Origin of the sequence: Stenotrophomonas sp. GD03877, assembly GCF_029840555.1 — a bacterium.
Taxonomy (GTDB): Bacteria; Pseudomonadota; Gammaproteobacteria; order Xanthomonadales; family Xanthomonadaceae; genus Stenotrophomonas; species Stenotrophomonas geniculata.
The window spans coordinates 15707-40085 of sequence record NZ_JAOCCT010000005.1 but is presented as its reverse complement, the minus strand read 5'-3'; the positions used below and the strand labels follow the sequence as shown (position 1 = coordinate 40085).

Here is a 24379-nt window from a genome sequence, read left to right as displayed (position 1 = left end):
CCACCTGCGGTGCCGCGACCGGATTGCATCACGGCGGCGGCGTGCTTAACTGTCGATCGCATTCATGTCATAGTCCCTGCCATCGTTCCCAGGGGGGGAGCCACCTGATGTCGCTGCACGCGATTGCCTATGCCAGTGAGGCCCGCGCCGATCTGCAGACAACCGATCTTGACCGCCTGCTGGCCGACGCCACGGCATTCAATCGTGTAGCCGGTGTCACCGGTGTCCTGATGTTCGACGGAGCACGCTTCCTGCAGTATCTCGAGGGCCCGGAGGACGGCATCGATTCGGTGTTCCAGCGCATCCTCAACGCGCGCAGCCACGTGCAGCTGAAAGTGCTGTGCCGTGCACCCGTGGTGCAGCGCGCATTTCCGCGCTGGTCGATGGGCACGCGGCGGATCGAGCCGGAGCTGCTGGCGCAGATTGTCGATGCCGCGTGGCCCGGCTTCCTGCTTGGCAGCGGTGGATTCGAGCGCCTGCTGCAGGCCTGGACCGGCGCCGACGGTGAACTGGAACCGGCCGCGGTGGCGTTGGGGTCCTGAGCCCGCCTTGGCGGCAGGGCGCCGGGGCCGGTAGGCTGTAGCCTTTCTGGCGCAGGTTTCCCGGAGTGGTGCAGCAGATGAGTGTGTTGGCCGAAGCCATGGCAGCGTATGTGCGATCGCATCCGTTGCACGGGATGTGCCGATGAGTGCGCCGGTTGCGGCGGCCAGCGCCCCCCGGTTTGCGGTGATCGGCCTGGGTTATGTCGGCCTGCCTTTGGCGGCGGCGTTTGGCCGGCAGTGGCCGACGTTGGGCTTCGATATCGATGCCGGTCGCATCGCCGAGCTGCGCAGCGGCCAGGACCATACGCTGGAAATGGAAGCCGACGAGCTGGCCAGTGCGCAGCTTCTGCAGTACGGCAGCGATCCGGCATTGCTCGATGCCTGCAATGTCTACATCGTCACCGTGCCGACCCCGATCGATGCTTACGAGCAGCCTGACCTGGAGCCCCTGCGTTCGGCGACACGGCTGATTGCCAGTCATCTTCGCGCCGGCGATCTGGTGATCTACGAGTCCACGGTGTACCCCGGCACCACCGAGGAAGTGTGCGTGCCGCTGCTGGAACAGGGGTCGGGCCTGCGCTTCAACGAAGACTTCTATTGCGGCTACAGCCCGGAACGGGTCAGTCCCGGCGACCGCCAGCGGCGCCTGGCCGACATCCGCAAGATCACTTCCGGCTCGACACCGGAAGTCGCTGTGGTGATTGATGGTCTCTACCAGCGCATCATCGCCGCCGGTACGTTCCCGGCCCCTTCGATGCGCGTGGCTGAAGCGGCCAAGGTGGTCGAGAACATCCAGCGCGACGTCAACATCGCGCTGGTCAACGAGCTTGCCCTGATATTCGATCGGCTCGGCATCGATACCCAGGACGTGCTCGACGCCGCCGGCAGCAAGTGGAATTTCCTGCCGTTCCGGCCGGGGCTGGTCGGCGGTCACTGCATCGGCGTCGATCCGTATTACCTGCTGCACAAGTCAGAGAGCGTGGGCTACCACCCGGACCTGATCCACACCGCACGGCAGGTCAACAACCGCGTCGGCGAGCACGTGGCCGCGCGGGTGCTGGCGATGCTGGCCGAGCGTGGCCGTGCGCCGGCGGACGCACGCATCCTGGTGCTGGGCGTGACCTTCAAGGAGGATTGCCCGGACCTGCGCAACAGCCGCGCGCTGGAACTGGCGCAACGGCTGCGCGATGCCGGCGCGCAGGTAGAGGTCAGCGACCCGTGGGTCGGCCCGGCGGCATTGACCGGCGAGGGCCTGGATTGGCTGGCCGAGCCTGGGGCAGGGCGCTATGACGCGGTGGTGCTGGCGGTGGCCCACGCCCGTTTCAAGGCGATGGATGAATCCGCAATCCGGGGACTATTGGCGCCGGGTGGCCTGGTCTACGACGTGAAATCGGCCTGGCCGCGCAACGTGGTTGACGATCGCTTGTAAGCCCGGGCAGCGAACGGCGCGGTAGACTCGGGGCAGTTGCAACCGAGGAAAGCCATGCACCGGTATATCGTCTACCTGCTCGCCATCCTGATGTTCCCGATATGCCTGTGGCTGGCCACGATCTGGCCGGCCTGGTATTGGGGCGTCGGCCTGACTGCCGCGATGGTGGCGCTGGGGACCTGGGACCTGCTGCAGAAGCGCAGCACGCTGCGCCGCAATTATCCGGTGATGGCGCACTTCCGCTACGGGCTGGAATCGATCGGCCCGGAGATCCGCCAGTACTTCGTGCAGAGCGACCTGGAAGACGTGCCGTTCTCGCGCCAGCAGCGGGCACTGATCTACCAGCGCGCCAAGAACGAGATGGACACGGTGCCGTTCGGCACCCTGCGCAGCACCTATGCGGTGGACTACGAGTGGATCAATCATTCGCTGGCACCGACCGCCATCGCCAAGCATGACTTCCGCGTGTTGATCGGCCCGAACTGTGCCAAGCCCTATTCGGCCAGCGTGTTCAACATCTCGGCGATGAGCTTCGGTTCACTGTCGGCCAATGCCATCCGCGCGCTGAACGAAGGCGCGCGCCAGGGCGGCTTCTATCACGACACCGGCGAGGGTTCGATCTCGCCCTACCACCGCGAGATGGGCGGTGACCTGGTATGGGAGATCGGCTCGGGCTACTTCGGTTGCCGTGACGAGAAGGGTGGTTTCAGCGAGGAGCGCTTCGTTGCCAATGCCACCCATGACCAGGTCAAGATGATCGAGATCAAGCTGTCGCAGGGCGCCAAGCCGGGCCACGGTGGCGTGCTGCCGGCGCCGAAGGTGACCGCCGAGATCTCGGTGACGCGTGGCGTGCCGATGGGGGTGGACTGTGTGTCGCCGTCGCGTCACTCGGCGTTCTCGACGCCGGTCGAGCTGCTGCAGTTCGTCGCCCGCCTGCGCGAGCTGTCCGGTGGCAAGCCGGTCGGTTTCAAGCTGGCCATCGGCCACCCGTGGGAGTGGTTCGGCATTGCCAAGGCGATGCAGGAAACCGGGTTGCTGCCGGATTTCATCGTGGTCGATGGCGCCGAGGGCGGCACCGGTGCGGCACCGGCCGAGTTTGTCGACCATGTCGGCGTGCCGATGCACGAGGCGCTGCTGCTGGTGCACAACACCCTGGTCGGCCTCGATCTGCGCGATCGCATCCGCATTGGTGCGGCCGGCAAGATCACCAGTGCGTTCGACATCGCGCGCACCATCGCGCTGGGGGCCGACTGGTGCAATGCCGGCCGGGGCTTCATGTTCGCGCTGGGCTGCATCCAGTCACTGAGCTGCCATACCGACAAGTGCCCGACCGGCATCGCGACCCAGGATCCCGCGCGCTGGAAGCATCTGGATGCACCGGACAAGGCCACCCGTGTGTACAGCTACCACGAGCACACGCTGCATGCCTTGAAGGAACTGTTGTGTGCCGCGGGCCTGAATGATCCGGCTGAACTCGGGCCGGAACACATCCTGCGCCGTGTTTCGCCGGTGGAGATCCGTTCGCTGGCCTCGCTGTACCGTTACCTGGAACCGGGCGAGCTGCTGCACAAGGTGCCGGACCATGCGGTGTTCCATGCGTTCTGGGCCGATGCGCGCAGCGATTCCTTCCAGCCGCCGCCGAAGATCCAGGCACTGCGTGCCAGCAAGTCGCGATAACGTGATGTTGTAGAGCCGAGCCCATGCTCGGCTGCTTCTCGATCACGCATCGCGATGTTGGAACGAAGATCAGACGAGCATAGGCTCGGCTCTACAAGGAGATGTCATGCAGTTCAGGACCGGCACCATGGATGACGTGGCCATGTTGTGGGCGCTGCGCACGCGGTGCGTGCGGGAGACCTGCAGCAGTCATTACCCGCCTGAGGTCATTGCGCCCTGGTCTGCCTCGCCGCCACCGTCGCAGTACGCGCGGCTGTTGTCGCAGGGTGGCTGCGTGGTGGCCGAGGACGAGCAGGGCGGTCTGCTCGGCTTTGGCGTGTTCGATGCCGATGCCAATGAAGTCGATGCGTTGTTCGTCGATCCGGATCGTGGCGGCAAGGGCATCGGCCAGGCGCTGATGCAGCGCCTGCTGGCGATGGCCGATCCTGGGCGCGAGGTGGTGCTGTCAGCCTCGCTCAACGCCGTGCCGTTCTATCAGCGGCAGGGGTTCATCAGTGTGCGCGAAGAGGCCTACCCGCATCCCAGCGGCGTGGCGCTGGCTTCGGTGAGCATGCGCCGGCCGTGGTGAGTGCCCGTTTTCTGCGTTCTGTAGAGCCGAGCCCACGCTCGGCTGCTTTTGATTCAAGCCGAGCGTGGGCTCGGCTCTACAGGTAGCGCAGTCGAGCATGGCTCGACGCTACAAGGCAGGCGTCACCGCTCCGCCAGCCACCCGATCACGCCTTCCGCAGCGCGCAGGCCACTGGCGTAGCACGCGGTCAGCAGGTAGCCACCCGTCGGTGCCTCCCAGTCCAGCATCTCGCCGGCACAGAACACGCCGGGCACTGCCCGCAGCATCAGGCCATCATCCAGCGCACCCAAGCGCACGCCGCCGGCGGTGCTGATCACTTCGGCCATCGGCCGGGGACGCAGCAGGCGCAGCGGCAGGCGCTTGAGCGTAGCCGCCACGGCAGGCAGATCATTGCCCGCTTCTTTACCCAGAATCTCGAACACCAGCGCGGCTTTCACTGCATCCAGGCCGGCCTGGCGGCGCAGGTGCTCGCCGAAGCTGCGGCCCTTGCGCGGGCGTGACAGATCGGCCAGCAGGCGCGCCTCGTCACGGCCCGGCACCAGGTCCAGCCACAGCATCGCGTGGCCATCGCGGTTGATGGTCTCGCGCAGGTCCGCCGCCAACGCATAGATCAGGCTGCCTTCGATGCCGTACTCGCTGGCCACGCATTCGCCCTGCAGCGACTGTGGCTGTCCGGCCAGGTCGATCCAGTGCGCGACCACCGGCTTCAACGGCGCGCCGGCATTGCGCTGGGCGAAGAATGGGGTCCAATCCACGTCGAAACCGCAGTTGGCCGACTGCAGTGGTGCGATGTCCACGCCACGGGCCTGCAGTGGCGAGACCCAGGTGCCGTCGCTGCCCAGCTGCGGCCAGCTGCCGCCGCCCATGGCCAGCAGGGTGGCATCGGCATGTACTTCAACGGCGCCGTCTTCGGTTTCAAAGCGCAAGGCGCCGTCGTCACGCCAGCCGATCCAGCGGTGGTTGGCGTGCAGGCGCACACCCTGTTCCTTCAACCGGCGCACCCAGCCGCGCAGCAGCGGCGCTGCCTTGCGGTCGACCGGGAACACGCGGCCAGAGCTGCCCACGTAGGTCTCCACGCCGAAGCCGGCGGCCCAGTCACGCAGTGCCTGCGCGTCGAAGCCATCCAGCCAGCTGCCGACAACGGCAGCCTGCTCGCGGTAGCGGCTGTCGAACAGCGGGCGCGGATCGGAATGGGTCAGGTTGAGTCCGCCCTTGCCGGCGATCAGGAACTTGCGGCCGGGCGATCCCTTGGCCTCGTACAGGTCGACCTCCAGCCCAGCGGCGCGCAGGCGCTCGGCGGCGAACAGGCCGGCCGGGCCGCCGCCGATGACGGCGACCCGCTGGGGCAGTGCGGTATTACGGTTTGACATCGAGCAGCTCGACGTCGAACACCAGAGACGAGCCGGCCGGAATCGGGCCAACCCGGCGGTCGCCGTAGCCGTAGTCCGGTGGGATCATCAGCGTGCGCTTGCCGCCGACCTTCATGCCGGCCACGCCCTCATCCCAGCCGCGGATGACCTGGCCGGCGCCGAGTGCGAAGGTGAACGGTTCGCCACGGCTGACCGAGCTGTCGAAGGTCTTGCCGTGCTTGGTCTCGGTGCGGTTGTCATAGATCCAGCCGGTGTAGTGCACGGTGACCTTGTTGCCGGCAACGGCCTCGGTGCCGGTACCTGGGACGGTATCGATGCGCTCGAAGGTGGTCAGGGTGCCACCCGGCGGCGGGCCGGACGGTTCGGTCGAGCAGCCAACGGCGGCGAGGGACAGCAGCAGGGGAAGCAGCAGGCGGCGCATCGGGCGTCTCCGGAAGGGCGCAGGGCGAGGGCGGCAAGGGTAGCGCATCGGCGCCGGGTATCATGGGGCATGGCAAAACTCCTGCTCAATCTGCGCAATGTCGGCGACGACGAATATGCCGATGTCTGCACGCTGCTCGACCAGCACGGCATCGCCTGGTATCGCACCGAACCCAGCCCCTGGGGCATTTCCAACGGCGGCCTGTGGCTGCGCGAGGACGCCGATCACCCGCGTGCGAAGGCGCTGATGGCGGAGTACCAGGCCGAACGCGGGCCGCGCATCCGTGCCGAGCGCGAGCAGGCGTTGCGCGAGGGCACGGCGGAGACCTTCGGCAGCCTGTTCCGGCGCCGACCGGGGTATGTGGTGCTGGTGCTGCTGGCGATGGCCGGTGCGGCGGCGCTGGTGCTGCTGCCGTTCGTGCTGTTGCGGGGGTAAGGGGTTTCGGCCGGGTTGCACCCGGCACCCGCAGACGCAACGGCAACGTCAAAAGCCGGGCTTCAGTGGGAGGGCGGGGCGGTGTGGGCACGCGGGGGACGGCAAAAGCTGCTCCTGCGTGCCTTGTAGAGCGCCATCCATGGCGCTCTGCGCCCCCGCCTGCCCACACCGCCCCACCCCTGACAGATTCCGGGTGTCTGCCGGGCTTGGGGTCGGATCCCTCTGCCGTGCAGAGGGCTCTGATCCCTGAGTCTGTCTGTGCGGGCAGGAGGCGCTAAAATGGCAGGATGATCGCCAATACCGCCGCTTACCATTTCGCCGTCATCGACGCTCCCCAGGCCCTCTGCGACCAGCTGCTGGCGCGTGCCGAGGCGGCGGAGCTGCGCGGCACGATCCTGGTGGCGGGCGAGGGGCTGAACCTGTTCCTGGCAGGTGCGCCAGAGGCGGTCGAGGGCTTCTACGTGGCACTGCGTTCCGACGCGCGCTTTGCCGATATGCGGGTCAAGACCAGCCTCAGTGAGCATCAGCCGTTCGCGCGGCTGAAGGCCAAGGTGAAGGACGAGATCATCAGCTTCCGCCGTGACGACGGCCAGCCATTGGACTATCCGCGCGCGCCGGCGATCGATCCGGCCACGGTGCAGCGCTGGTTGCGCCAGGGGCATGATGACGCCGGCAAGCCGGTGGTGATGCTCGATACGCGCAACCTGCAGGAAGTGGAGTACGGCACCTTCAAGGATGCGCTGGTGCTGCCCATCCACAAGTTCACCGACCTGCCCGAGGCGCTGGCGCCGCACCGCGAAGCGCTGAAGGACAGCACCGTGGTCAGTTTCTGCACCGGTGGCATCCGCTGCGAGAAGGCCGCGCTGTGGATGGTCAATGACGGCATGGACAATGTGCTGCAGCTCGATGGCGGCATCCTCGGCTACTTCGAGGAGGTGGGCGGCGAAGGCTACGAAGGCCGCTGCTTCGTGTTCGATGAGCGCGTGGCGCTGGACGCCGAGCTGAAGCCGATGGTGGACCAGCCGCTGCCGGAGCCGCGCCCCAGCGCGTTCTGACCGCGCTTCTGTAGCGCCGAGCCCATGCTCGGCTCTACACGATCCGGTGGGCGCTGAACCTGCCCCACGGGAATCAGCATCCCGCCACCGTCACTGGCCGCGGCGCCGGGCCGTCCCCATGCATGGGGGATCCTGTGACGGAAAAACGCCTGATGATCCCGTTGTCGATCCTTGACCTAGCCCCGGTCTGCGAGGGCAGTGACACCACAGCCGCTTTCGCCAACATGCTGGAACTGGCCCAGCACGCCGATGCGCTGGGCTACCGCCGCTACTGGCTGGCCGAACACCACAACATGCCCGGCATCGCCAGCGCGGCCACCGCTGTGCTGATCGGCCATGTGGCCGGGGGCACAAAGCGCATCCGCGTCGGTGCCGGCGGCATCATGCTGCCGAACCATGCCCCGCTGCAGGTGGCCGAGCAGTTCGGCACGCTGGCCTCGCTGTATCCGGACCGCATCGACCTCGGCCTGGGCCGTGCGCCGGGCACCGATCAGCCGACCGCGCGTGCACTGCGCCGCTACTTCGACAGCGCCGACCAGTTCCCGCAGGATGTGCGCGAGCTGCTGCACTACTTCGAGCCGGTACAGCCCGGGCAGGCGGTGCAGGCCGTTCCAGGTGGTGGCCTGCGGGTGCCGACCTGGATCCTCGGTTCCAGCCTGTTCGGTGCGCGCATGGCCGCCTCGATGGGCCTGCCGTATGCGTTCGCCTCGCACTTCGCGCCCGACGTGATGGACGAAGCGCTGGCGGTGTACCGCCGCGAGTTCCGCCCTTCGGCCACGTTGAAGCAGCCGCACGCGATGCTGGCCCTGAACGTTGTCGCCAGCGACAGCGAAGCCGAGTCACGCCGCCTGTTCACCAGCCAGCAGCAGAGTTTCGTCAATCTGCGCCGTGGCCGGCCGGGCAAGATTCCGGCGCCCATCGACGACATCGAATCGTTCTGGGAACCGCATGAAAAGCTGGGTGTGGAGCGGGCATTGGCCTGCACCGTGCTGGGTGATCCGCAGCAGGTGGCCGAGGGCATCGCCGCCTTCGTCGAACGGCACAAGCCCGACGAACTGATGCTCACCGCCAATCTGTACGACCACCGCGCACGCCTGCGTTCGTTCGAACTGGCGATGCAGGCCTGGCACGCCCGCCACGCGGGCTGAACAATTGCGTCACGGCCTGTTGCGGCCGATCCGCGTCTGATGGGGGCTCCCACTTCTGGAGTCCCCACCATGGCCGAGACCCGTGCCGAACACATTGCCCAACTGGCCGAGCTGATCAAGGACGTGGAGGTGGCCATGTTCACCACCACCGGCGTCGACGGGCGACTCTACAGCCGGCCGCTGGCCACCCAGCAGGTCGCCTTCGACGGTGACCTGTGGTTCGTGATCACCGGCGACAGCCCGAAGGTGGCCGAGATCGCGCTCGATCCGCGGGTCAACGTGGCCTACGCCTCGCCCTCGAAGAACACCTACGTGTCGGTGGCGGGGCGGGCACGCGTGGTCGATGATCGCGCGAAGATCGAGGAGCTGTGGTCACCGGCGATGAAGCTGTTCTTCCCCGGTGGCAAGGATGACCCCAACCTTCGCCTGATCCATGTGCGCGCCGACAGTGCCGAATACTGGGATGGCCCGGGCACTCTGCTGGGCACGGCGCTGAGCTTCGTGCTGTCTGCAGTGCAGGACGAGCCGACGGCGTTGGCCGACAACGGGTTCATCGACCTTCGGTGATGGCCGATGTCCGGTAGTGGTAGTGCCGGCCAGCGGCCGGCTCTACTGGCTTCCGGCTCAGAACCAGCGCTGGAACAGTTCCACCGTATAGCCCACCAGCTGCCCCGAACTGAAACCGAAGAATGCGATCGCTGCCAGCGCCGCGATCCAGTTGAACAGCATCAGCGCGCCATCGCGTTCCAGCAGCGCCAACGAGAACAGCAGCAGCTGGAAGCCGAACAGGAAGTTGGTGAAGGGAATCGGCAGCGACAGCAGCAGGCCCAGCAACACCAGCAGCAGGCCGCTGAAGGCGTGGGCGGGCAGCGGTGCCAGCAGTTGCGGCATGCGTGGTTTCAGCATCTTGTCCAGGCGCCGAAGCGGGCGGTCGATGCGGTCCAGGAAACGGTGCATGGTGCTGCGCTTTGGCCCGCGGCGGGCGATGAAGCCCGGCAGCCAGGGGCGGCGCAGGCAGCACAGCATCTGCAGGCCGATCAGGATCACCAATGGACCGCTGACCGCGCCGCCCATGCCCGGAATCGGAATGAACGAGGGCAGGATCGCCACGAACAGGAACACGCCGAACGCGCCCTGCTGCAGGTTGCACAGGATCTGGCCCAGCGGCATGTGCTCGGCCGGATCGCCGGAGGCGAACATCTCCAGCAGGGTGCGGATGCCCTCGTTGCGGTAGGCCGGGCGCTGGGCGCCCGGACCCTGGCCGGCCTCAGGCGGTGAGCTCATCGGCCTGCTCGTCGGACAACGTGCGCAGCAGCAGCTTGTCCACCCGCGCACCGTCCAGGTCGACCACTTCGAAGCGCCAGCCGGCCCAGTCAAAGTACTCGCCCGCGTGCGGAATGCGGCCGAAGTAGTGGATGCACATGCCGGCCAGCGTGTAGTAGTCGCCGTCCTCGGCGTCGGGCAGGTCGTTGCTGCCGATCAGTTCGCGGACGTCTTCGATCGGCAGTGAGCCGTCCACCAGCAGCGAGCCGTCCTCGCGGGTCACCACCAGCGCATCTTCGTCGGCGTTCTCCACCGCCTGCAGGCGGCCGACCACGGCACCCATCAGGTCGCTGATGGTCACCAAGCCCTGGATCTCGCCGTACTCGTCCACCACCAGCGCCATCGACTGCTGTTCCTCGCGGAAGATCTCCAGCAGCTTCATCGCGTGGGTTGATTCGGAAACGTACAGCGGTTCGCGCAGGGTCTGGAACAGCGCGTTGTCGCCGCGCGCCATGCGCGTGGCCAGCGATTTCAGTTCGAGCACGCCGACCACGTCCATGTCGTTGTCGCGGTACACCGGGTACCGCGAGAACTCGTGCTCGGCCATGATTTCCAGGTTGCGCTCCAGCCCGGCCTGGGTGTCGAGCCAGGCGATGCGGTTGCGCGGGGTCATCAGGCTGTCGGCGGTGCGGTCGCCCAAGCGCATCACGCGGTTCATCATGTCGCGCTCGTGGGCGTCGATCACCCCGGCCTCGTGGCTCTCGGCCACCAGCATGCGGATCTCTTCTTCGGTCACCGAGGCGACTTCATCCTTGCCCAGGCCGAACAGCCGCAGCACCAGCTGGGTGGTCTTGGACAGCAGCCAGACGAAGGGCAGGGCCAGCTTGGCCAGCCAGCTCATCGGCATGGCAACCAGGCCAGCGATGGCTTCCGAGCGGGTCAGTGCCAGGCGCTTGGGCACCAGTTCGCCGAAGATCAGCGTGATGAACGTGATCAGGCTGACCGCCAGCGTGGTACCGACATTGCCGGCGTAGGCAAAGCCCGGCATCAGGCCCTGGATCCAGCCTGCAAAGGCCTCGCCCAGCGCTTCACCGCCGAGGTAGCCGGTCAGCACGCCGATCACGGTGATGCCGATCTGCACGGTGGACAGGAAGCTCTCCGGCTTCTCCGACAGCTCCAGCGCCTTGGCGGCACGTTTGGAGGTGGCGGCCATCTGCTTCAGGCGGCTCTTGCGCGAGGTCATGACCGACATCTCGGACATGGCGAAGAAGCCGTTCAGCAGAACCAGCGCGAAGACAATCAGGATCATTTCAAACACGGGCATCGTCCCCGGTTGGTGGCAGGGAGGGCGGGTGCTTGCGATGGCGGCTGGCGCTCAGGAACAGGGTCCGGCGCGGCGCAGGGGGATAAGGGTCGTCGTCCATAAGGTGCGCCCGGAGGCGCGCTGGCATCTTAGCAAAGGGGCGTGGCAGGGTGGCAACCGCCTGTTCAGGTTGGGGGTTCCAGGGCCCCGAAAGGGGGCAGGGATACCCGTGATGGTCATCTAGCCGTCATAATTCCGTCTGGTGCCGTCCTTCCCGCGACGGCTGACAGGTTTCTCAATGTTCTCTCTGCAGACCATTTTCGGTTCCGGCAAACAGTTCTACACCCTGCTCGATGAGGCTGCCGTCGCGGCTTCCGACGCCGCCAAGGCGCTGCATTCCATGCTGCGCGAGGCCGACCGCCAGCCCGCGCTGGACGCTTTCAAGCTGGCCCGCCTGCGCGAACGCGCGGCCTCGGACAAGATCAGCCAGGCGCTGGTGGACAGCTTCATGACCCCGATCGAGCGCGAAGACATCGAAGCGCTGGGCTCGGCCCTGTACAAGATTCCGAAGCAGATCGAGAAGTTCGCCGATCGCTATTCGCTGGCCACGACCCACCTGGAACACATCGACTTCGCGCCGCGCGCGGCGATGTTGGAACAGGCTGCCGGCGTGGTGGTGGAGATGGTGGCCGACCTGCGCCACATGAACCTGGACCGGATGACCGCGCTCAACGAGAAGCTGCGCTCGCTGGAGAACGAGGCCGACCGCCTGATGCTCGAGTTGTACCGCGACATCTACTCCGGTCGCCTGGACAACCTGCAGATGTTCCTGCTGAAGGAATTCTTCGAGATCCTGGAAAAGGCCATCGACCGTTGCCGCGAGGCCGGCGTGGTGGCGTACCAGATCGTGTTGAAGAACAGCTGACGGACGCCGCCGCATGTTGACCCTTGTCCTGGTGGTGATCCTGGCCGCGCTCGTTTTCGAGTTCATCAACGGCTTCCACGACACCGCCAACTCCATTGCCACCGTGGTGGCGACCAAGGTGCTCTCGCCCGGCTGGGCGGTGATGCTGGCCGCCTTCATGAACCTCATCGGCGCGTTGACCGGTACCGCGGTGGCGCTGACCATCGCCTCGGGCCTGCTCAACACCAACGTGGTCGACGTCACCCCGCAGGTGATCCTGTGCGCCCTGCTGGGCGGCATCATCTGGAACCTGATCACCTGGTGGAAGGGCCTGCCGTCCTCGTCTTCGCATGCACTGATCGGCGGCCTCTGCGGCGCCGGCCTGGCTGCGGCCCACAACAACTGGGACGCCCTGATCTGGTCCGAGCGGCTGGGCAGCTGGGCGCAGAACAAGGGCCTGCTGTGGAAGGTGTTCGTGCCGATGATCACCTCGCCGATCGCCGGCTTCCTGCTCGGCATCGTGGTGATGGTGCTGCTGTGGGCGCTGATCGCCGGCCTGGCCAAGATCGGTGGCGCCATCGGCCGCCTGGCCCGCCCGCGCATCGTCAACGCGTTCTTCGGCAAGGCGCAGATCGCCTCGGCGGCCTACATGGGCTTTGCCCACGGCCACAACGATGCGCAGAAGACCATGGGCATCATCGCCATGACACTGATCGGTGCAGAAGCCACCGGCGCACTGAACGACCTGCCGTCCTGGCTGGCCTTCATGCACCCGGATGCGCATGCCGGTGACGGCATCGCGATGTGGATCGTGCTGACCTGTGCGGTGGTGATGGCTGCCGGTACCGCTTCGGGTGGCTGGAAGATCATCAAGACCCTGGGCCACAAGATGGTCAAGCTGCACCCGATCCACGGCTTCGCCGCGGAGACCAGCTCGGCCACCATCCTGACCCTGGCCGCCCACTTCGGCATGCCGGTCTCGACCACGCACAGCATCTCCACAGCGATCATGGGCGTCGGCTTCGCCAAGAACCCGCGCTCGCTGAAGTTCGGCGTGATCGAACGCATCGTCTGGGCCTGGATCCTGACCATCCCGGCGGCAGGTGGCTGTGCGTACCTGATCCTGAAGCTGTTCGAGCTGTTCGGCTGGACCTGATCGCCACGCCAAGGTTGCAAACGAAAAAGCCCGCCGATATCCGGCGGGCTTTTTCATGGGCAAAGAATTTTTCCGCACACATCGTTTCGACCAAGGTCGACACCTACCAGAGCAGAAGCAGGGATCCGATCCCGTGCCGACCAACGGTCGGCACCCACCAACAGCAGCAGGAACCTGTCAGCGGCGGGGTGGGGTGGATATGCAGGACCGTTGGCGCCATGGATGGCGCCATCGAGCCCCCATGGACGGGTTTACGGCGTGTCCTGCATATCCACCCCACCTCGCCAGCCCTCAGGAAGCCAGCTTTTGCCGTTGCCGTTGCCGTCAGCGGGTGCCGGGCCGCAGGCCCGGCCGAACCCCTCAATTACGTTGGAACAACGCCTGCACATCCCTGCGGAAGGCCGCCTGGCTGTCGGCCCGGCTGTAGAACATGTGCCCGCCCGGATAACTGCGCACCTGCACCCGGTCCGGATTGCTGCCCATCGCCGGCATCTGGTCCACCGTCAGGATCGACCCCATGAACGGGCACGACAGGTCGTTCCAGCCATGCACGATCAGCACCTGCAGATGCGGATCGATCGCCACCGCCTGGCGCAGCTGGGTCACCGCGCCCTGGCGCAGCTCGCCGTTGCGGTCCCACAGCCGGTTCACGTCGTAATTCAGCGCCTGGTAGCGCGCATCCACCTTCCAGCCGACCACGCGCGTCACGAAGTCGACCATCGCCGTGGTGGTCGGCGCAATGATGCTGTCCAGCAACGGATCATTGGCGCGCTGCTCCGGATCATTCGGGAACGGATCGAACGCGGTCACGTTCGAGTCGTAGCGGCTGCCCAGCGTGCCCTTGTCGCGGAACACCTCACGCAGATAGGCCTGCGTCTCCAGGCGGCCACCGGCGCGGCGCACGAACTGCGGGTCCAGCCCGGTCAGCTCGGTTACCCGGCGCAGCATCGCCTCGGTCGCCTGCGGGTCGCTGCGGCCCTTCATCAGCGCGGTGGCGTAGTCGCCACGGGTGTACTCCACCACGTCACGCATCGCTGCATCGGTCAGCTTGCCCTGGCGCTCCAGGTGCGCGGCGGCGATCGACGGCAGTGTCTGCATCCATGCCATCGGCGAGACATCGGCGTTGTCTTCCAGGGTCGGGCTCAGGTAGGGCGAGACCAGCACCAGGCCGTTCATCGCCACGCCCAGCCGCGTCTGCAGGAAGTGGGTGATGCGGGGGCCACGGTAGCCACCGTAGCTCTCGCCGGTCAGGTACTTGCGTGCGCCCATGCGCTGGTTGCGCAGCAGCCAGTCGTAGATCGAGCGCGACAGGTACTCGATGTCAGCGCTGGGGTTGTACAGCTGCTTCTTCGCTTCGTCATCGCCGATGCGCGCGCGGCTGAAGCCGGTGCCGACCGGATCGATGAACACCAGGTCGGTGAAGTCCAGCCAGGTGCCGGGGTTGTCGTGCAGCGTGGCGGGTGCCGAGGCGCTGTCACCCTCGGAGCCGAAGGTCACCACCTTGGGTCCGATCGCGCCCATGTTGAGGTAGACCGACGATGCCCCCGGGCCGCCGTTGAGCGCGAAGGTCACCGGCCGGTCCTTGCCCGGCATCGTATAGGCGGTGAACACCACATCGGCGATCACCTTGCCTTTCGCATCACGCACCGGCAGGGTGCCGACAGTGGCGGTGTAGTCCAGGGTGCGGCCGGCCAGGCGCATGCTCTGGCGGGCCGACGCATCGGCGGGCAGCGCAGGTGCTTCGGTCTTGTCGTCTTTCGGATCGGGCTTGGCCTCGGCGTCAGGCGCGGCCAGCACGCTGGCAGGGGCGATGAGCAGGCCGACGCAGAGCGCGGCAGTATGCAGCAGGGACTTCATGGCACCGGATTGGCAGCGGAAGGGGGTTCCGATGCTAGGCCGGTGGCGGGCATGCCGTATGTGTCCAAAGGCATGCCCGCGCGTCGAGGCCGCCACTGGCCAGATTGGGTCAAGCGGGCAGAGGAGTGCGCACGTCGTCGTCGGCCAGCAGGCCGTATACCGCCGAATCGGACAGTTCGCCCTGGATGCGCCAACGCTGCCGCAGCACGCCCTCCAGGTGAAAGCCCAGCCGTTCAAGCACGTGTGCCGAGGGCCGGTTGCGCGGGTCGACTTCGGCTTCCACGCGATGCAGGCGCAGGGTCTGGAACAGGTAGTCCAGCAGGTGCTGCAGCGCTTCGTGCATGTAGCCCTGGCCCTGCCTGTCGGGGGCCAGCAGGTAGCCGATCTCGGCACGTGCGGCATCGCGGTCCAGGGCGAACACCACGCAGATGCCCAGCAACGGTCCGTCCAGCGTTTCGCGCACGGCCAGCTTGAGCTGGGTGCCGGTGGCCTGTGCGGCCAGGTCATCGTCGATCTGCGCACGCGCCTCGGCCGGTCGTGTCCACGCCGGGTGGTTCCAGAACCGCATCACGTCCGGATCGGACTGGATCGCGAACAGGGCGGCCGCATCGTCGCGGCGGATCGGGCTCAGGACCAGGCGTGCGCTGTGCAGCGGCAGGCCCGGGAACAGCAGCGAGTGGCTGGCCAATACGATGGTCCACGCGGATGGACGCGCATTATGGCGCCGCCGGGTTTGCCGATGGGGGCGGGATCTTTGTAGAGCCGAGCCGATGCTCGGCTGCCCGGCACGGCGCGGAATGCAGCCGAGCGTGGGCTCGGCTCTACAGGAGGGCTGCGGGAGTCAGACTTCCAGGGAGGCGAGATCGCCCTTCGACTCCAGCCAGCCCTTGCGGTCGGACGCACGCTTCTTGGCCAGCAGCATGTCCATCAGCGAGCTCGTCTGCTCGCGATCGTCCACGGTCAACTGCACCAGGCGGCGGGTGTCGGGGTGGATGGTCGACTCGCGCAGCTGTGGCGGATTCATCTCGCCCAGGCCCTTGAAGCGGGTGACGTTGATCGCACCCTTGATCTTCTCGCGTTCGATCTTGTCCAGCATCGAGCGCTTTTCTTCCTCGTCCAGGGCGTAGAACACCTGCTTGCCCACGTCGATGCGGAACAGCGGCGGCATCGCCACGAACACGTGGCCGGCATCGACCAGCGCCGGAAAGTGCTTGAGGAACAGCGCGGTGAGCAGGGTAGCGATGTGCAGGCCGTCGGAGTCCGCGTCGGCCAGGATGATGACCTTGCCATAGCGCAGGCCGGCAATGTCGTCCTTGCCCGGGTCGCAGCCGATGGCCACGGCCAGGTTGTGCACTTCTTCCGACGCCAGCACGCTGTTGGAGGACACTTCCCAGGTGTTGAGGATCTTGCCGCGCAGCGGCAGGATCGCCTGGAAGTCCTTGTCGCGCGCCTGCTTGGCGCTGCCGCCTGCCGAGTCACCCTCCACCAGGAACAGCTCGGTGCGCGACAGGTCCTGGCTGATGCAGTCGGCCAGCTTGCCGGGCAGGGCCGGGCCCTGGGTGACCTTCTTGCGGACGACCAGCTTTTCGGTCTTCAGGCGCGCACTGGCGCGTTCGATGGCGATCTGGGCGATCTTCTCGCCCAGTTCCACGTTCTGGTTCAGCAGCAGGCTGAAGGCATCGTGGGCGGCGCCTTCGATGAAGCCTGCAGCCTGGCGCGAGGACAGGCGTTCCTTGGTCTGACCGCTGAACTGCGGGTCGGTCATCTTCAGCGACAGCACGAACGACACGCGGTCCCACACGTCTTCCGGGGCCAGCTTGACGCCACGCGGCAGCAGGTTGCGGAAGTCGCAGAACTCGCGCAGCGCCTCGGTCAGGCCGGTACGCAGGCCGTTGACGTGGGTGCCGTGCTGGGCAGTGGGAATCAGGTTGACGTAGCTTTCCTGCACCAGCTCGCCTTCCGGCAGCCAGGCCACGGCCCAGTCAACAATTTCGGTGTCCTTCTTCAGGTTGCCGACGAACAGCTCGGCCGGCAGCATCTCGCGATCGCCCAGTTCCAGCTTCAGGTAATCGCGCAGGCCGTCTTCGTAGTACCAGGTATCGACTTCACCGGTGGCTTCGTCGGTCAGCTTCACGGTCAGGCCCGGGCACAGCACGGCCTTGGCGCGCAGCAGGTGCTTGAGCGCGCGCACCGCGAACTTGGGCGTGTCGAAGTACTTCGGGTCGGGCCAGAAGCGCACGCGGGTACCGGTGTTCTTCTTGCCGACGCTGCCGACCACTTCCAGCGGGGTGGCACGGTCGCCGTTGCGGAAGGTGATGCGGTGTTCGGCACCTTCGCGCTTGATGTGCACTTCCACCAGGGTCGACAGCGCGTTGACCACGCTGACGCCGACGCCGTGCAGGCCGCCGGAGAAAGTGTAGTTGTTGTTGCTGAACTTGCCGCCGGCGTGCAGGCGGGTGAGGATCAGCTCGACGCCCGGGATTTTCTCTTCCGGATGGATGTCCACCGGCATGCCGCGGCCGTCATCGCTGACCTCCACGCTGCCGTCCTTGTACAGGGTGATCTCGATCGAGCGGGCGTGGCCGGCGAGGGCCTCGTCCACCGAGTTGTCGATCACTTCCTGCGCCAGGTGGTTCGGGCGCGCGGTGTCGGTATACATGCCGGGACGGCGCTTGACCGGGTCAAGGCCGGACAGGACTTCAATATCGGCGGCGTTATAACGGGCGTTCATCTGTCTTCGAAAGCTTGGAGCGACGGGCAAGTGTGGGGTCTGGCACGGGATTTTGCACGCCTGCGGTTCAGTCTCGGCGACGCAGAGGGGGTAAAATGGCAGCCGCTGGAATCTGAACGCCGGCGACCCCTGTTGGGCCGAAACGTCCAAGCCATACCGCGAGGAGGACCTCATGAAGAAGTTGCTGACCATTGCGATCCTGGCCGCTGCCGCCGTTGCAGTGCCGCTGGTGGTGGCGCAGAACGCCGGCCAGCCGGCCCCGCAGCAGGGTGACCAGGCCGACAAGGCGCAGGCCGAGGCCGATGCCAAGGCCAAGCGTCGGGCCCAGGCCAATGCTGAAATGAAGGCGCAGGGCCAGCCGGCCCCGCAGCAGGAAGAGGAAGAGGAAGCGCGCAAGAAGCGCTGATCCCGCAACCTGCCAGGCGCCCTTGCGACAAGGGTTGCGCTCCGGAACGCCCCGCGTTGCGGGGCGTTTCTTTTTAGTAGCGTGCCATCTGCCTCTTGGGTTGGCGGCCATCAATCTGTAAACTATGGCTTTCCGGGAGTAAGTGCGTGTCCACCATTTGCGAATGGGCTGGAGCGGCCAAGCGTGGCTTCCAGCATGGCGGGTCGCAGGTGACGGTCGATTTGACCGGCACGGCCGCCCCGACCTCGCACGGTGGTCCCCGTCCGGCGCCTGCCGCCGCACGGATCCGCACCTCCCTCGCTGTCCCAGCGAACCGGAAAACCCCCTCTGAGCACCATGCCTGCCCTCCGGGCGCGCGTGGCGCTGCCGTTTTCCATTTCCAGACAGGATGCTTGCAGCCATGACTCCCTTGATTTTCGTAACCGGCGGCGTGGTGTCCTCGCTCGGCAAAGGCATTGCCGCCGCGTCGCTGGCCGCCATTCTTGAAGCGCGTGGCCTGAAGGTCACGATGATGAAGCTCGACCCGTACATCAACGTCGACCCGGGCACCATGAGCCCGTTCCAGCACGGTGAGGTCTACGTCACCGACGACGGCGCCGAGACCGACCTCGACCTGGGCCACTACGAGCGCTTCGTGCGCACCCGCCTGAGCCGCAAGAACTCGGTCACCACCGGCCGCATCTACGAGAACGTGATCCGCAAGGAGCGCCGCGGCGACTACCTGGGCGCGACCGTGCAGGTCATTCCGCACATCACCGATGAAATCCGCCGTTGCATCGACGAAGCCACCGAAGGCTACGACGTGGCGCTGGTCGAGATCGGCGGTACCGTCGGCGACATCGAGTCGCTGCCGTTCCTGGAGGCGATCCGCCAGGTGCGCACCGAGCGTGGCCCGGAGAAGGCGCTGTTCATGCACCTCACCCTGGTGCCGTACATCGGCGCCGCCGGCGAGCTGAAGACCAAGCCGACCCAGCACTCGGTGAAGGAACTGCGCTCGATCGGCATCCAGCCGGACGTGCTGCTTTGCCGTTCGGAACAGGCGGTGCCGGATTCGGAGCGCCGCAAGATCGCCCAGTTCACCAACGTGTCCGAACGCGCGGTGATCAGCGTGCCGGACGTGGACGTGCTGTACCGCATCCCGTCGGGCCTGCATGCCCAGGGCCTGGACGAGATCGTGGTCAATCAGCTGAAGCTGGCCGACAAGGCGGGCCCGGTCGACCTGTCGATGTGGGAGGACGCGGTCGACGCGACCCTGCATCCGCTGGACGAAGTGACCATCGCCGTGGTCGGCAAGTACGTCGATCACCAGGACGCCTACAAGTCGGTCGGCGAAGCACTCAAGCATGGCGGCCTGCGCCAGCGCACCAAGGTCAACCTGAAGTGGCTGGAAGCACAGGACCTGGAAGGCACCGACATGGGTGCACTGGCCGATGTCGACGGCATCCTGGTGCCGGGTGGCTTCGGTGACCGTGGTTTCGAAGGCAAGGTGCTGACCTCGAAGTTCGCCCGCGAGCAGCACGTGCCGTACTTCGGCATCTGCTACGGCATGCAGGCGGCGGTGGTGGACTACGCCCGCAACGTGGTCGGCCTGGAAGGCGCCAACAGCACCGAGAACGACCGCCAGTCGCCGAACCCGGTGATAGGCCTGATCACCGAATGGCGCACCGCCACCGGCGATGTCGAAAAGCGCGACGACAAGAGCGACCTGGGTGGCACCATGCGCCTGGGCCTGCAGGAGCAGCGCCTGAAGCCGGGCACGCTGGCCCGCGAGCTGTACGGCAAGGACGTGGTCGCCGAACGCCATCGCCACCGCTACGAGTTCAACAACCGCTACCGCACCCAGCTGGAAGACGCTGGCCTGGTGATCGCCGGCAAGTCGATGGACGACACTCTGGTGGAAGTGGTCGAACTGCCGCGCGATGCGCACCCGTGGTTCCTGGCCTGCCAGGCGCACCCGGAATTCCTGTCCACGCCGCGTGACGGCCACCCGCTGTTCATCGGTTTCATCCGTGCCGCGCGTGAGCGAAAGGCCGGCGGCAAGCTGCTTTCCGAAGCGCGCGCCTGACTTGTGAATGGGGGCTTCGGCCCCCATCCTGCATGCTTCAACCCCCAGCGCACCGGCCCGGCCGGTGCTGCGGACAACAAGGAAACGCCATGAAACTGTGTGGATTCGAGGTCGGGCTGGACCAGCCCCTGTTCCTGATCGCCGGCCCCTGCGTGATCGAGTCGATGCAGCTGCAGCTGGATACCGCCGGCAAGCTGAAGGAAGTCACCGACAAGCTCGGCGTCAACTTCATCTTCAAGTCCAGCTTCGACAAGGCCAACCGCACCTCGGGCACCGCCTTCCGCGGCCCGGGCATGGAAGAGGGCCTGAAGGTGCTGGCCGAGGTCAAGAAGCAGATCGGCGTGCCGGTGCTGACCGACGTCCACGAATACACGCCGATGGACGAAGTGGCCTCGGTGGTGGACGTGCTGCAGACCCCGGCGTTCCTGGTCCGCCAGACCGATTTCATCCGCAAGGTGTGCTCGGCCGGCAAGCCGGTCAACATCAAGAAGGGCCAGTTCCTGGCGCCGTGGGACATGAAGCCGGTCGTGGAAAAGGCCAAGGCCACCGGCAACGAGCAGATCATGGTCTGCGAGCGCGGTGCCAGCTTCGGCTACAACAACCTGGTCAGCGACATGCGTTCGCTGGCGGTGATGCGCGATACCGGTTGCCCGGTGGTGTTCGACGCCACCCATTCTGTGCAGTTGCCGGGCGGGCAGGGCACCAGTTCCGGTGGCCAGCGTGAGCACGTGCCGGTGCTGGCCCGTGCTGCGGTGGCCGTGGGCATCTCCGGTCTGTTCGCCGAGACCCACCCGGACCCGTCCAAGGCGCTGTCCGATGGCCCCAATGCGTGGCCGCTGGACCAGATGGAAGCGCTGCTCGAGACCCTGATGGAGCTCGATGCGGTGACCAAGAAGCACGGCTTCTCGCGCTTCGCGTGAGTCGTGACCCGTGGCGGGCGCTGGAGGACCAGCGCCGCCGCCGGCACTGGAAGCAGTGGCCGTGGGGCTTGATCGCACTGGCCCTGGCCGTGCTGTTCACCGTGGGCATGTTCGGGCTGGTGCTGATCGGCGCCGCATCCGTGCGGCCACCGGGTGATGGTGGCAGCGCGCTCAATCTGCGCGCGTACTTCATTGCGCTGCTGGTGGCGGAACTGCTCGGTGCCGCGGGATGCGTCGCTGCCGCTGTGCTGGCCTGGCGGTTGAATCGCGGCAAGGTGGCCGCTGGCCTGGCGATCATCCTGCTCTCGCTGTGGCTGGGCGCCCTGTTCTACGGAGTGCTTTGATGAATACGACCACATCGGCGCGCGGCTGGCCTTGGGGCCTGATCGCCCTGGGGCTGTCCGTGTTGACCTGGATCGCGCTGGTGGTGGGCGTGCTGGCCTTCACCGCCAGTTTCCGGCCGCCGGGGGACGGGAACAGCGGCGTGCAGGCCACGCAATGGTGGTTGCTGGGCGCGCTGGTCACGATGGTGCTGTCCTTCCTGGGCAGCCCGGTGGCGATGGTGCTGGCCTGGCGACGGCGGCGTGGCCCCATCCTGGCGGCGATTGCCGGTGCGTTGCTGGTGATGTTGGTGTCGCTGGTGCTGATCGTGATCGGGTCCAGCTGGGGCTGAAGCCGCCCATTCCATTTGGCAAGTGGCGGGCAGCCGGGGATAATCACGCGGCATTCGTTTTGTCGCCCCTCTCCAGACAGGTAACCGGTCCGACCATGAGTACGATCCGCAGCATCCACGCCCGTGAAATCCTCGACAGTCGTGGCAACCCCACGCTGGAAGCCGAAGTCATCCTGGAGGACGGTTCGTTCGGTCGTGCCGCGGTTCCCTCCGGCGCCTCGACCGGCACCAAGGAAGCGGTCGAGCTGCGTGACGGCGACAAGACCCGTTACCTGGGCAAGGGCGTGCGCAAGGCCGTCGACAACGTCAACACCACGATTGCCGCCGCACTGAAGGGCTTCGAGGCCACCGACCAGGCCGGCCTCGACCGTCGCCTGATCGACCTCGACGGCACCGAGAACAAGGGCCGCCTCGGCGCCAACGCACTGCTGGGTGTTTCGATGGCCGCCGCGCACGCCGCTGCCGCATCAAGCAAGCAGGCGCTGTGGCAGTACCTGGCCGCCAAGACCGGCGTGACCCCGTCGCTGCCGGTGCCGATGATGAACATCATCAACGGCGGCGCGCATGCCGACAACAACGTCGACTTCCAGGAGTTCATGGTGCTGCCGGTCGGCTTCACCTCGTTCTCCGAAGCGCTGCGCGCCGGTACCGAAATCTTCCATTCGCTGAAGTCGGTGCTGAAGGGCCACGGCCTGAGCACGGCGGTCGGCGACGAAGGCGGCTTCGCACCGGACTTCCGCAGCAACGTCGAAGCGCTGGACACCATCCTCGAAGCAATCGGCAAAGCCGGCTACACCGCCGGTGAAGACGTGCTGCTGGGCCTGGACGTGGCCTCCAGCGAATTCTTCGAGAACGGCAAGTACAACCTGGTCGGCGAGAACAAGCGCCTGACCTCCGAGCAGTTCGTCGACTTCCTCGCCGACTGGGCCGCGCAGTACCCGATCATCACGATTGAGGACGGCCTGGCCGAGAACGACTGGGCCGGCTGGAAGCTGCTGACCGACCGCATCGGCAAGAAGGTGCAGCTGGTCGGTGACGACCTGTTCGTGACCAACCCGAAGATCTTCCAGGAAGGCATCGACTCGGGCACCGCCAACGCGATCCTGATCAAGGTCAACCAGATCGGCACCCTGAGCGAAACCCTGGAAGCGATTGCCATGGCTGACCGCGCCGGTTATGCCGCGGTGGTCTCGCACCGTTCGGGCGAAACCGAAGACACCACCATCGCCGACATCGCAGTGGCCACCACCGCCACCCAGATCAAGACCGGCTCGCTGTGCCGCAGCGATCGCGTGGCCAAGTACAACCAGCTGCTGCGCATCGAGGAAGCCCTCGGCGCCGGCGCGCGTTACGCCGGTCGTGACGCGTTCGTTTCGCTGAAGCGCTGAGCCGATGCGCGACTGGCGCTGGATGCTGCTGGTGCTGGCCCTGCTGCTGGGCTGGCTGCAGTACCGCTTCTGGTTCGGTCCGGGCAACTCGGGCGAAGTGATGATGCTCGAAGCCCAGGTCACCAACCAGGAGCGGGACAATGAGGGCCTGCAGCAGCGCAACGATGCGCTGGCTGCCGAAGTGAAGGACCTCAAGGAAGGCCAGTCCGCCATCGAGGAACGCGCGCGCAGCGAGCTGGGCATGATCAAGCCTGGCGAAAAGTTCTACCGCGTGGTCGAGGATGCGCCGGTCCACCCGGCGCAGCCTGCTGCAGGCGTCACTGCCCAGGCTGGCGAACATCCGGCGGACGTGCCATGAGCGCGGCCATCTGGGTCGTGGTTCCGGCTGCTGGCCGTGGCACCCGCTTCGGCGCGCCGTTGCCCAAGCAGTACCTGCAGGCAGGTGGGCAGATCCTGCTCGCCCATACCCTGGACGCCCTGCTGGCGCACCCGGCCGTGGCCGGTGCGATGGTGGTGATCGGCCAGGACGACGCCGACTGGCCGGGCTGGAACGAGTGGGCGGGCAAGCCGGTGCTGACCTGTGTCGGGGGTGCGACCCGTGCCGCCTCGGTGCTGGCCGGGTTGCAGGCGTTGCCGGAGTCGGTGCGCGCCGATGAGTTCGTGCTGGTCCACGATGCGGCGCGACCGAACCTGTCCCTGGCCGATCTCGGCCGCCTGCTTGAAGTCGGCCGTGCCGACCCGGTTGGCGCGATCCTGGCCGCCCCGGTGCGCGACACGCTCAAGCGTGCAGGCGACGACGGTGGCATCGACGGCACCGAGCCGCGCGAGCGCCTGTGGCGCGCACTGACCCCGCAGCTGTTCCGTCGCCACCAGCTCAGCCGCGCGCTGTCCGACGCTGCTGCCGCCGGTGTTGAAGTCACCGACGAGGCCATGGCCATGGAGCGCCAGGGCCAGCGCCCGCTGCTGGTGGAAGGCAGTGAGGACAACTTCAAGGTCACCACCCCGGCCGATCTGGACCGGTTCGAATTCGTACTTTCCCGCCGCGCCAGCTGATTGCCCGCGCGGCCC

Annotated in this window: 25 protein-coding genes; 18 read left to right on the top strand and 7 right to left on the bottom strand. The window is 66.6% G+C overall.

The window, feature by feature from the left end:
• The first annotated feature begins 107 nt into the window (after positions 1-107).
• From N5D20_RS04895 to N5D20_RS04880, 4 genes are all read left to right on the top strand, one after another.
• On the top strand, positions 108-542 hold the full coding sequence (locus N5D20_RS04895) for a BLUF domain-containing protein (protein WP_010486035.1): 435 nt from the start codon (positions 108-110) through the stop codon (positions 540-542).
• Positions 543-684: 142 nt separating this feature from the next.
• Positions 685-1971 (top strand): nucleotide sugar dehydrogenase, encoded by a 1287-nt coding sequence (locus N5D20_RS04890; RefSeq protein WP_049436591.1) that lies wholly within the window; start codon positions 685-687, stop codon positions 1969-1971.
• 54 nt (positions 1972-2025) lie between these two features.
• Positions 2026-3648, top strand: coding sequence for an FMN-binding glutamate synthase family protein (locus N5D20_RS04885; RefSeq protein WP_043402155.1), 1623 nt, complete (start codon positions 2026-2028; stop codon positions 3646-3648).
• 106 nt (positions 3649-3754) lie between these two features.
• A complete protein-coding gene (locus N5D20_RS04880; protein WP_191851078.1) occupies positions 3755-4216 on the top strand; it encodes a GNAT family N-acetyltransferase in 462 nt (153 codons plus the stop codon).
• A 122-nt stretch (positions 4217-4338) separates the two neighbouring features.
• Here the strand turns inward: N5D20_RS04880 and N5D20_RS04875 are convergent, their stop codons facing one another.
• Both N5D20_RS04875 and N5D20_RS04870 read right to left on the bottom strand, forming a co-directional pair.
• Positions 4339-5586 (bottom strand): TIGR03862 family flavoprotein, encoded by a 1248-nt coding sequence (locus tag N5D20_RS04875; protein ID WP_197579529.1) that lies wholly within the window; start codon positions 5584-5586, stop codon positions 4339-4341.
• Positions 5573-6007, bottom strand: coding sequence for an FKBP-type peptidyl-prolyl cis-trans isomerase (locus N5D20_RS04870; protein WP_004152813.1), 435 nt, complete (start codon positions 6005-6007; stop codon positions 5573-5575). The genes N5D20_RS04875 and N5D20_RS04870 overlap by 14 nt, the downstream gene beginning before the upstream one ends.
• Positions 6008-6076: 69 nt before the next feature.
• Here N5D20_RS04870 and N5D20_RS04865 point away from each other — a divergent pair, with 69 nt between their 5' ends.
• From N5D20_RS04865 to N5D20_RS04850, 4 genes are all read left to right on the top strand, one after another.
• On the top strand, positions 6077-6442 hold the full coding sequence (locus N5D20_RS04865) for a DUF6164 family protein (protein ID WP_010486017.1): 366 nt from the start codon (positions 6077-6079) through the stop codon (positions 6440-6442).
• Between the two features lie 287 nt (positions 6443-6729).
• Entirely contained in the window at positions 6730-7497 is a 768-nt protein-coding gene (locus N5D20_RS04860) for a sulfurtransferase (RefSeq protein WP_019338429.1), read from the top strand.
• A 152-nt stretch (positions 7498-7649) separates the two neighbouring features.
• Positions 7650-8645 carry an LLM class flavin-dependent oxidoreductase gene (locus tag N5D20_RS04855; protein ID WP_043402145.1) on the top strand — a complete coding sequence of 332 codons (996 nt, stop codon included), beginning with the start codon at positions 7650-7652 and terminating at the stop codon, positions 8643-8645.
• Positions 8646-8714: 69 nt separating this feature from the next.
• Positions 8715-9212, top strand: coding sequence for a pyridoxamine 5'-phosphate oxidase family protein (locus tag N5D20_RS04850; protein ID WP_010486012.1), 498 nt, complete (start codon positions 8715-8717; stop codon positions 9210-9212).
• A gap of 57 nt (positions 9213-9269) precedes the next feature.
• Here the strand turns inward: N5D20_RS04850 and N5D20_RS04845 are convergent, their stop codons facing one another.
• Positions 9270-9929, bottom strand: coding sequence for an exopolysaccharide biosynthesis protein (locus N5D20_RS04845; RefSeq protein WP_197579528.1), 660 nt, complete (start codon positions 9927-9929; stop codon positions 9270-9272).
• Complete coding sequence (locus tag N5D20_RS04840; RefSeq protein ID WP_054171428.1) at positions 9913-11217, bottom strand: hemolysin family protein; 1305 nt, start codon at positions 11215-11217, stop codon at positions 9913-9915. Before N5D20_RS04840 ends, N5D20_RS04845 begins: the two co-directional genes overlap by 17 nt.
• Positions 11218-11509: 292 nt before the next feature.
• Here N5D20_RS04840 and N5D20_RS04835 point away from each other — a divergent pair, with 292 nt between their 5' ends.
• Together N5D20_RS04835 and N5D20_RS04830 are read left to right on the top strand one after the other, a co-directional pair.
• The gene (locus N5D20_RS04835; RefSeq protein WP_004152833.1) at positions 11510-12136 is read left to right on the top strand and encodes a DUF47 family protein; all 627 of its coding nucleotides are present in this window, start codon (positions 11510-11512) and stop codon (positions 12134-12136) included.
• 13 nt (positions 12137-12149) lie between these two features.
• Positions 12150-13271 carry an inorganic phosphate transporter gene (locus tag N5D20_RS04830; protein WP_014036730.1) on the top strand — a complete coding sequence of 374 codons (1122 nt, stop codon included), beginning with the start codon at positions 12150-12152 and terminating at the stop codon, positions 13269-13271.
• A gap of 360 nt (positions 13272-13631) precedes the next feature.
• Here the strand turns inward: N5D20_RS04830 and N5D20_RS04825 are convergent, their stop codons facing one another.
• From N5D20_RS04825 to parE, 3 genes are all read right to left on the bottom strand, one after another.
• Positions 13632-15128 (bottom strand): S10 family peptidase, encoded by a 1497-nt coding sequence (locus N5D20_RS04825; RefSeq protein ID WP_049435952.1) that lies wholly within the window; start codon positions 15126-15128, stop codon positions 13632-13634.
• Positions 15129-15237: 109 nt separating this feature from the next.
• Positions 15238-15816: a GNAT family protein gene (locus tag N5D20_RS04820; RefSeq protein ID WP_049421510.1), complete on the bottom strand. Its 579-nt coding sequence runs from the start codon at positions 15814-15816 to the stop codon at positions 15238-15240.
• Positions 15817-15969: 153 nt separating this feature from the next.
• The gene (parE, locus tag N5D20_RS04815) at positions 15970-17859 is read right to left on the bottom strand and encodes a DNA topoisomerase IV subunit B (RefSeq protein ID WP_010486000.1); all 1890 of its coding nucleotides are present in this window, start codon (positions 17857-17859) and stop codon (positions 15970-15972) included.
• 172 nt (positions 17860-18031) lie between these two features.
• On the opposite strand from parE, the gene N5D20_RS04810 reads away from it, so the two are divergent.
• From N5D20_RS04810 to ispD, 8 genes are all read left to right on the top strand, one after another.
• Positions 18032-18265 (top strand): hypothetical protein, encoded by a 234-nt coding sequence (locus tag N5D20_RS04810; protein WP_005416022.1) that lies wholly within the window; start codon positions 18032-18034, stop codon positions 18263-18265.
• 400 nt (positions 18266-18665) lie between these two features.
• Positions 18666-20330 carry a CTP synthase gene (locus N5D20_RS04805; protein ID WP_197579527.1) on the top strand — a complete coding sequence of 555 codons (1665 nt, stop codon included), beginning with the start codon at positions 18666-18668 and terminating at the stop codon, positions 20328-20330.
• A gap of 89 nt (positions 20331-20419) precedes the next feature.
• Positions 20420-21250, top strand: coding sequence for a 3-deoxy-8-phosphooctulonate synthase (gene kdsA / locus N5D20_RS04800; protein WP_014036736.1), 831 nt, complete (start codon positions 20420-20422; stop codon positions 21248-21250).
• A complete protein-coding gene (locus N5D20_RS04795) occupies positions 21247-21594 on the top strand; it encodes a hypothetical protein (RefSeq protein ID WP_049435949.1) in 348 nt (115 codons plus the stop codon). The genes kdsA and N5D20_RS04795 overlap by 4 nt, the downstream gene beginning before the upstream one ends.
• Complete coding sequence (locus N5D20_RS04790) at positions 21594-21923, top strand: hypothetical protein (protein ID WP_049435948.1); 330 nt, start codon at positions 21594-21596, stop codon at positions 21921-21923. The genes N5D20_RS04795 and N5D20_RS04790 overlap by 1 nt, the downstream gene beginning before the upstream one ends.
• 95 nt (positions 21924-22018) lie before the next feature.
• Complete coding sequence (gene eno / locus N5D20_RS04785) at positions 22019-23311, top strand: phosphopyruvate hydratase (RefSeq protein ID WP_049409213.1); 1293 nt, start codon at positions 22019-22021, stop codon at positions 23309-23311.
• Positions 23312-23315: 4 nt separating this feature from the next.
• A complete protein-coding gene (gene ftsB, locus N5D20_RS04780) occupies positions 23316-23669 on the top strand; it encodes a cell division protein FtsB (RefSeq protein WP_043402126.1) in 354 nt (117 codons plus the stop codon).
• Positions 23666-24364: a 2-C-methyl-D-erythritol 4-phosphate cytidylyltransferase gene (ispD, locus tag N5D20_RS04775; protein ID WP_049435946.1), complete on the top strand. Its 699-nt coding sequence runs from the start codon at positions 23666-23668 to the stop codon at positions 24362-24364. Before ftsB ends, ispD begins: the two co-directional genes overlap by 4 nt.
• Positions 24365-24379 lie beyond the last annotated feature (15 nt).

Excerpts from the sequence above, each read along its gene's own strand:
- N5D20_RS04895 (WP_010486035.1), top strand. The coding sequence starts at position 108 with ATGTCGCTGCACGCGATTGCCTATGCCAGTGAGGCCCGCGCCGATCTG.
- N5D20_RS04890 (WP_049436591.1), top strand. The coding sequence starts at position 685 with ATGAGTGCGCCGGTTGCGGCGGCCAGCGCCCCCCGGTTTGCGGTGATC.
- N5D20_RS04885 (WP_043402155.1), top strand. The coding sequence starts at position 2,026 with ATGCACCGGTATATCGTCTACCTGCTCGCCATCCTGATGTTCCCGATA.
- N5D20_RS04880 (WP_191851078.1), top strand. The coding sequence starts at position 3,755 with ATGCAGTTCAGGACCGGCACCATGGATGACGTGGCCATGTTGTGGGCG.
- N5D20_RS04875 (WP_197579529.1), bottom strand. The coding sequence starts at position 5,586 with ATGTCAAACCGTAATACCGCACTGCCCCAGCGGGTCGCCGTCATCGGC.
- N5D20_RS04870 (WP_004152813.1), bottom strand. The coding sequence starts at position 6,007 with ATGCGCCGCCTGCTGCTTCCCCTGCTGCTGTCCCTCGCCGCCGTTGGC.
- N5D20_RS04865 (WP_010486017.1), top strand. The coding sequence starts at position 6,077 with ATGGCAAAACTCCTGCTCAATCTGCGCAATGTCGGCGACGACGAATAT.
- N5D20_RS04860 (WP_019338429.1), top strand. The coding sequence starts at position 6,730 with ATGATCGCCAATACCGCCGCTTACCATTTCGCCGTCATCGACGCTCCC.
- N5D20_RS04855 (WP_043402145.1), top strand. The coding sequence starts at position 7,650 with ATGATCCCGTTGTCGATCCTTGACCTAGCCCCGGTCTGCGAGGGCAGT.
- N5D20_RS04850 (WP_010486012.1), top strand. The coding sequence starts at position 8,715 with ATGGCCGAGACCCGTGCCGAACACATTGCCCAACTGGCCGAGCTGATC.
- N5D20_RS04845 (WP_197579528.1), bottom strand. The coding sequence starts at position 9,929 with ATGAGCTCACCGCCTGAGGCCGGCCAGGGTCCGGGCGCCCAGCGCCCG.
- N5D20_RS04840 (WP_054171428.1), bottom strand. The coding sequence starts at position 11,217 with ATGATCCTGATTGTCTTCGCGCTGGTTCTGCTGAACGGCTTCTTCGCC.
- N5D20_RS04835 (WP_004152833.1), top strand. The coding sequence starts at position 11,510 with ATGTTCTCTCTGCAGACCATTTTCGGTTCCGGCAAACAGTTCTACACC.
- N5D20_RS04830 (WP_014036730.1), top strand. The coding sequence starts at position 12,150 with ATGTTGACCCTTGTCCTGGTGGTGATCCTGGCCGCGCTCGTTTTCGAG.
- N5D20_RS04825 (WP_049435952.1), bottom strand. The coding sequence starts at position 15,128 with ATGAAGTCCCTGCTGCATACTGCCGCGCTCTGCGTCGGCCTGCTCATC.
- parE (WP_010486000.1), bottom strand. The coding sequence starts at position 17,859 with ATGAACGCCCGTTATAACGCCGCCGATATTGAAGTCCTGTCCGGCCTT.
- N5D20_RS04810 (WP_005416022.1), top strand. The coding sequence starts at position 18,032 with ATGAAGAAGTTGCTGACCATTGCGATCCTGGCCGCTGCCGCCGTTGCA.
- N5D20_RS04805 (WP_197579527.1), top strand. The coding sequence starts at position 18,666 with ATGACTCCCTTGATTTTCGTAACCGGCGGCGTGGTGTCCTCGCTCGGC.
- kdsA (WP_014036736.1), top strand. The coding sequence starts at position 20,420 with ATGAAACTGTGTGGATTCGAGGTCGGGCTGGACCAGCCCCTGTTCCTG.
- N5D20_RS04790 (WP_049435948.1), top strand. The coding sequence starts at position 21,594 with ATGAATACGACCACATCGGCGCGCGGCTGGCCTTGGGGCCTGATCGCC.
- eno (WP_049409213.1), top strand. The coding sequence starts at position 22,019 with ATGAGTACGATCCGCAGCATCCACGCCCGTGAAATCCTCGACAGTCGT.
- ftsB (WP_043402126.1), top strand. The coding sequence starts at position 23,316 with ATGCGCGACTGGCGCTGGATGCTGCTGGTGCTGGCCCTGCTGCTGGGC.
- ispD (WP_049435946.1), top strand. The coding sequence starts at position 23,666 with ATGAGCGCGGCCATCTGGGTCGTGGTTCCGGCTGCTGGCCGTGGCACC.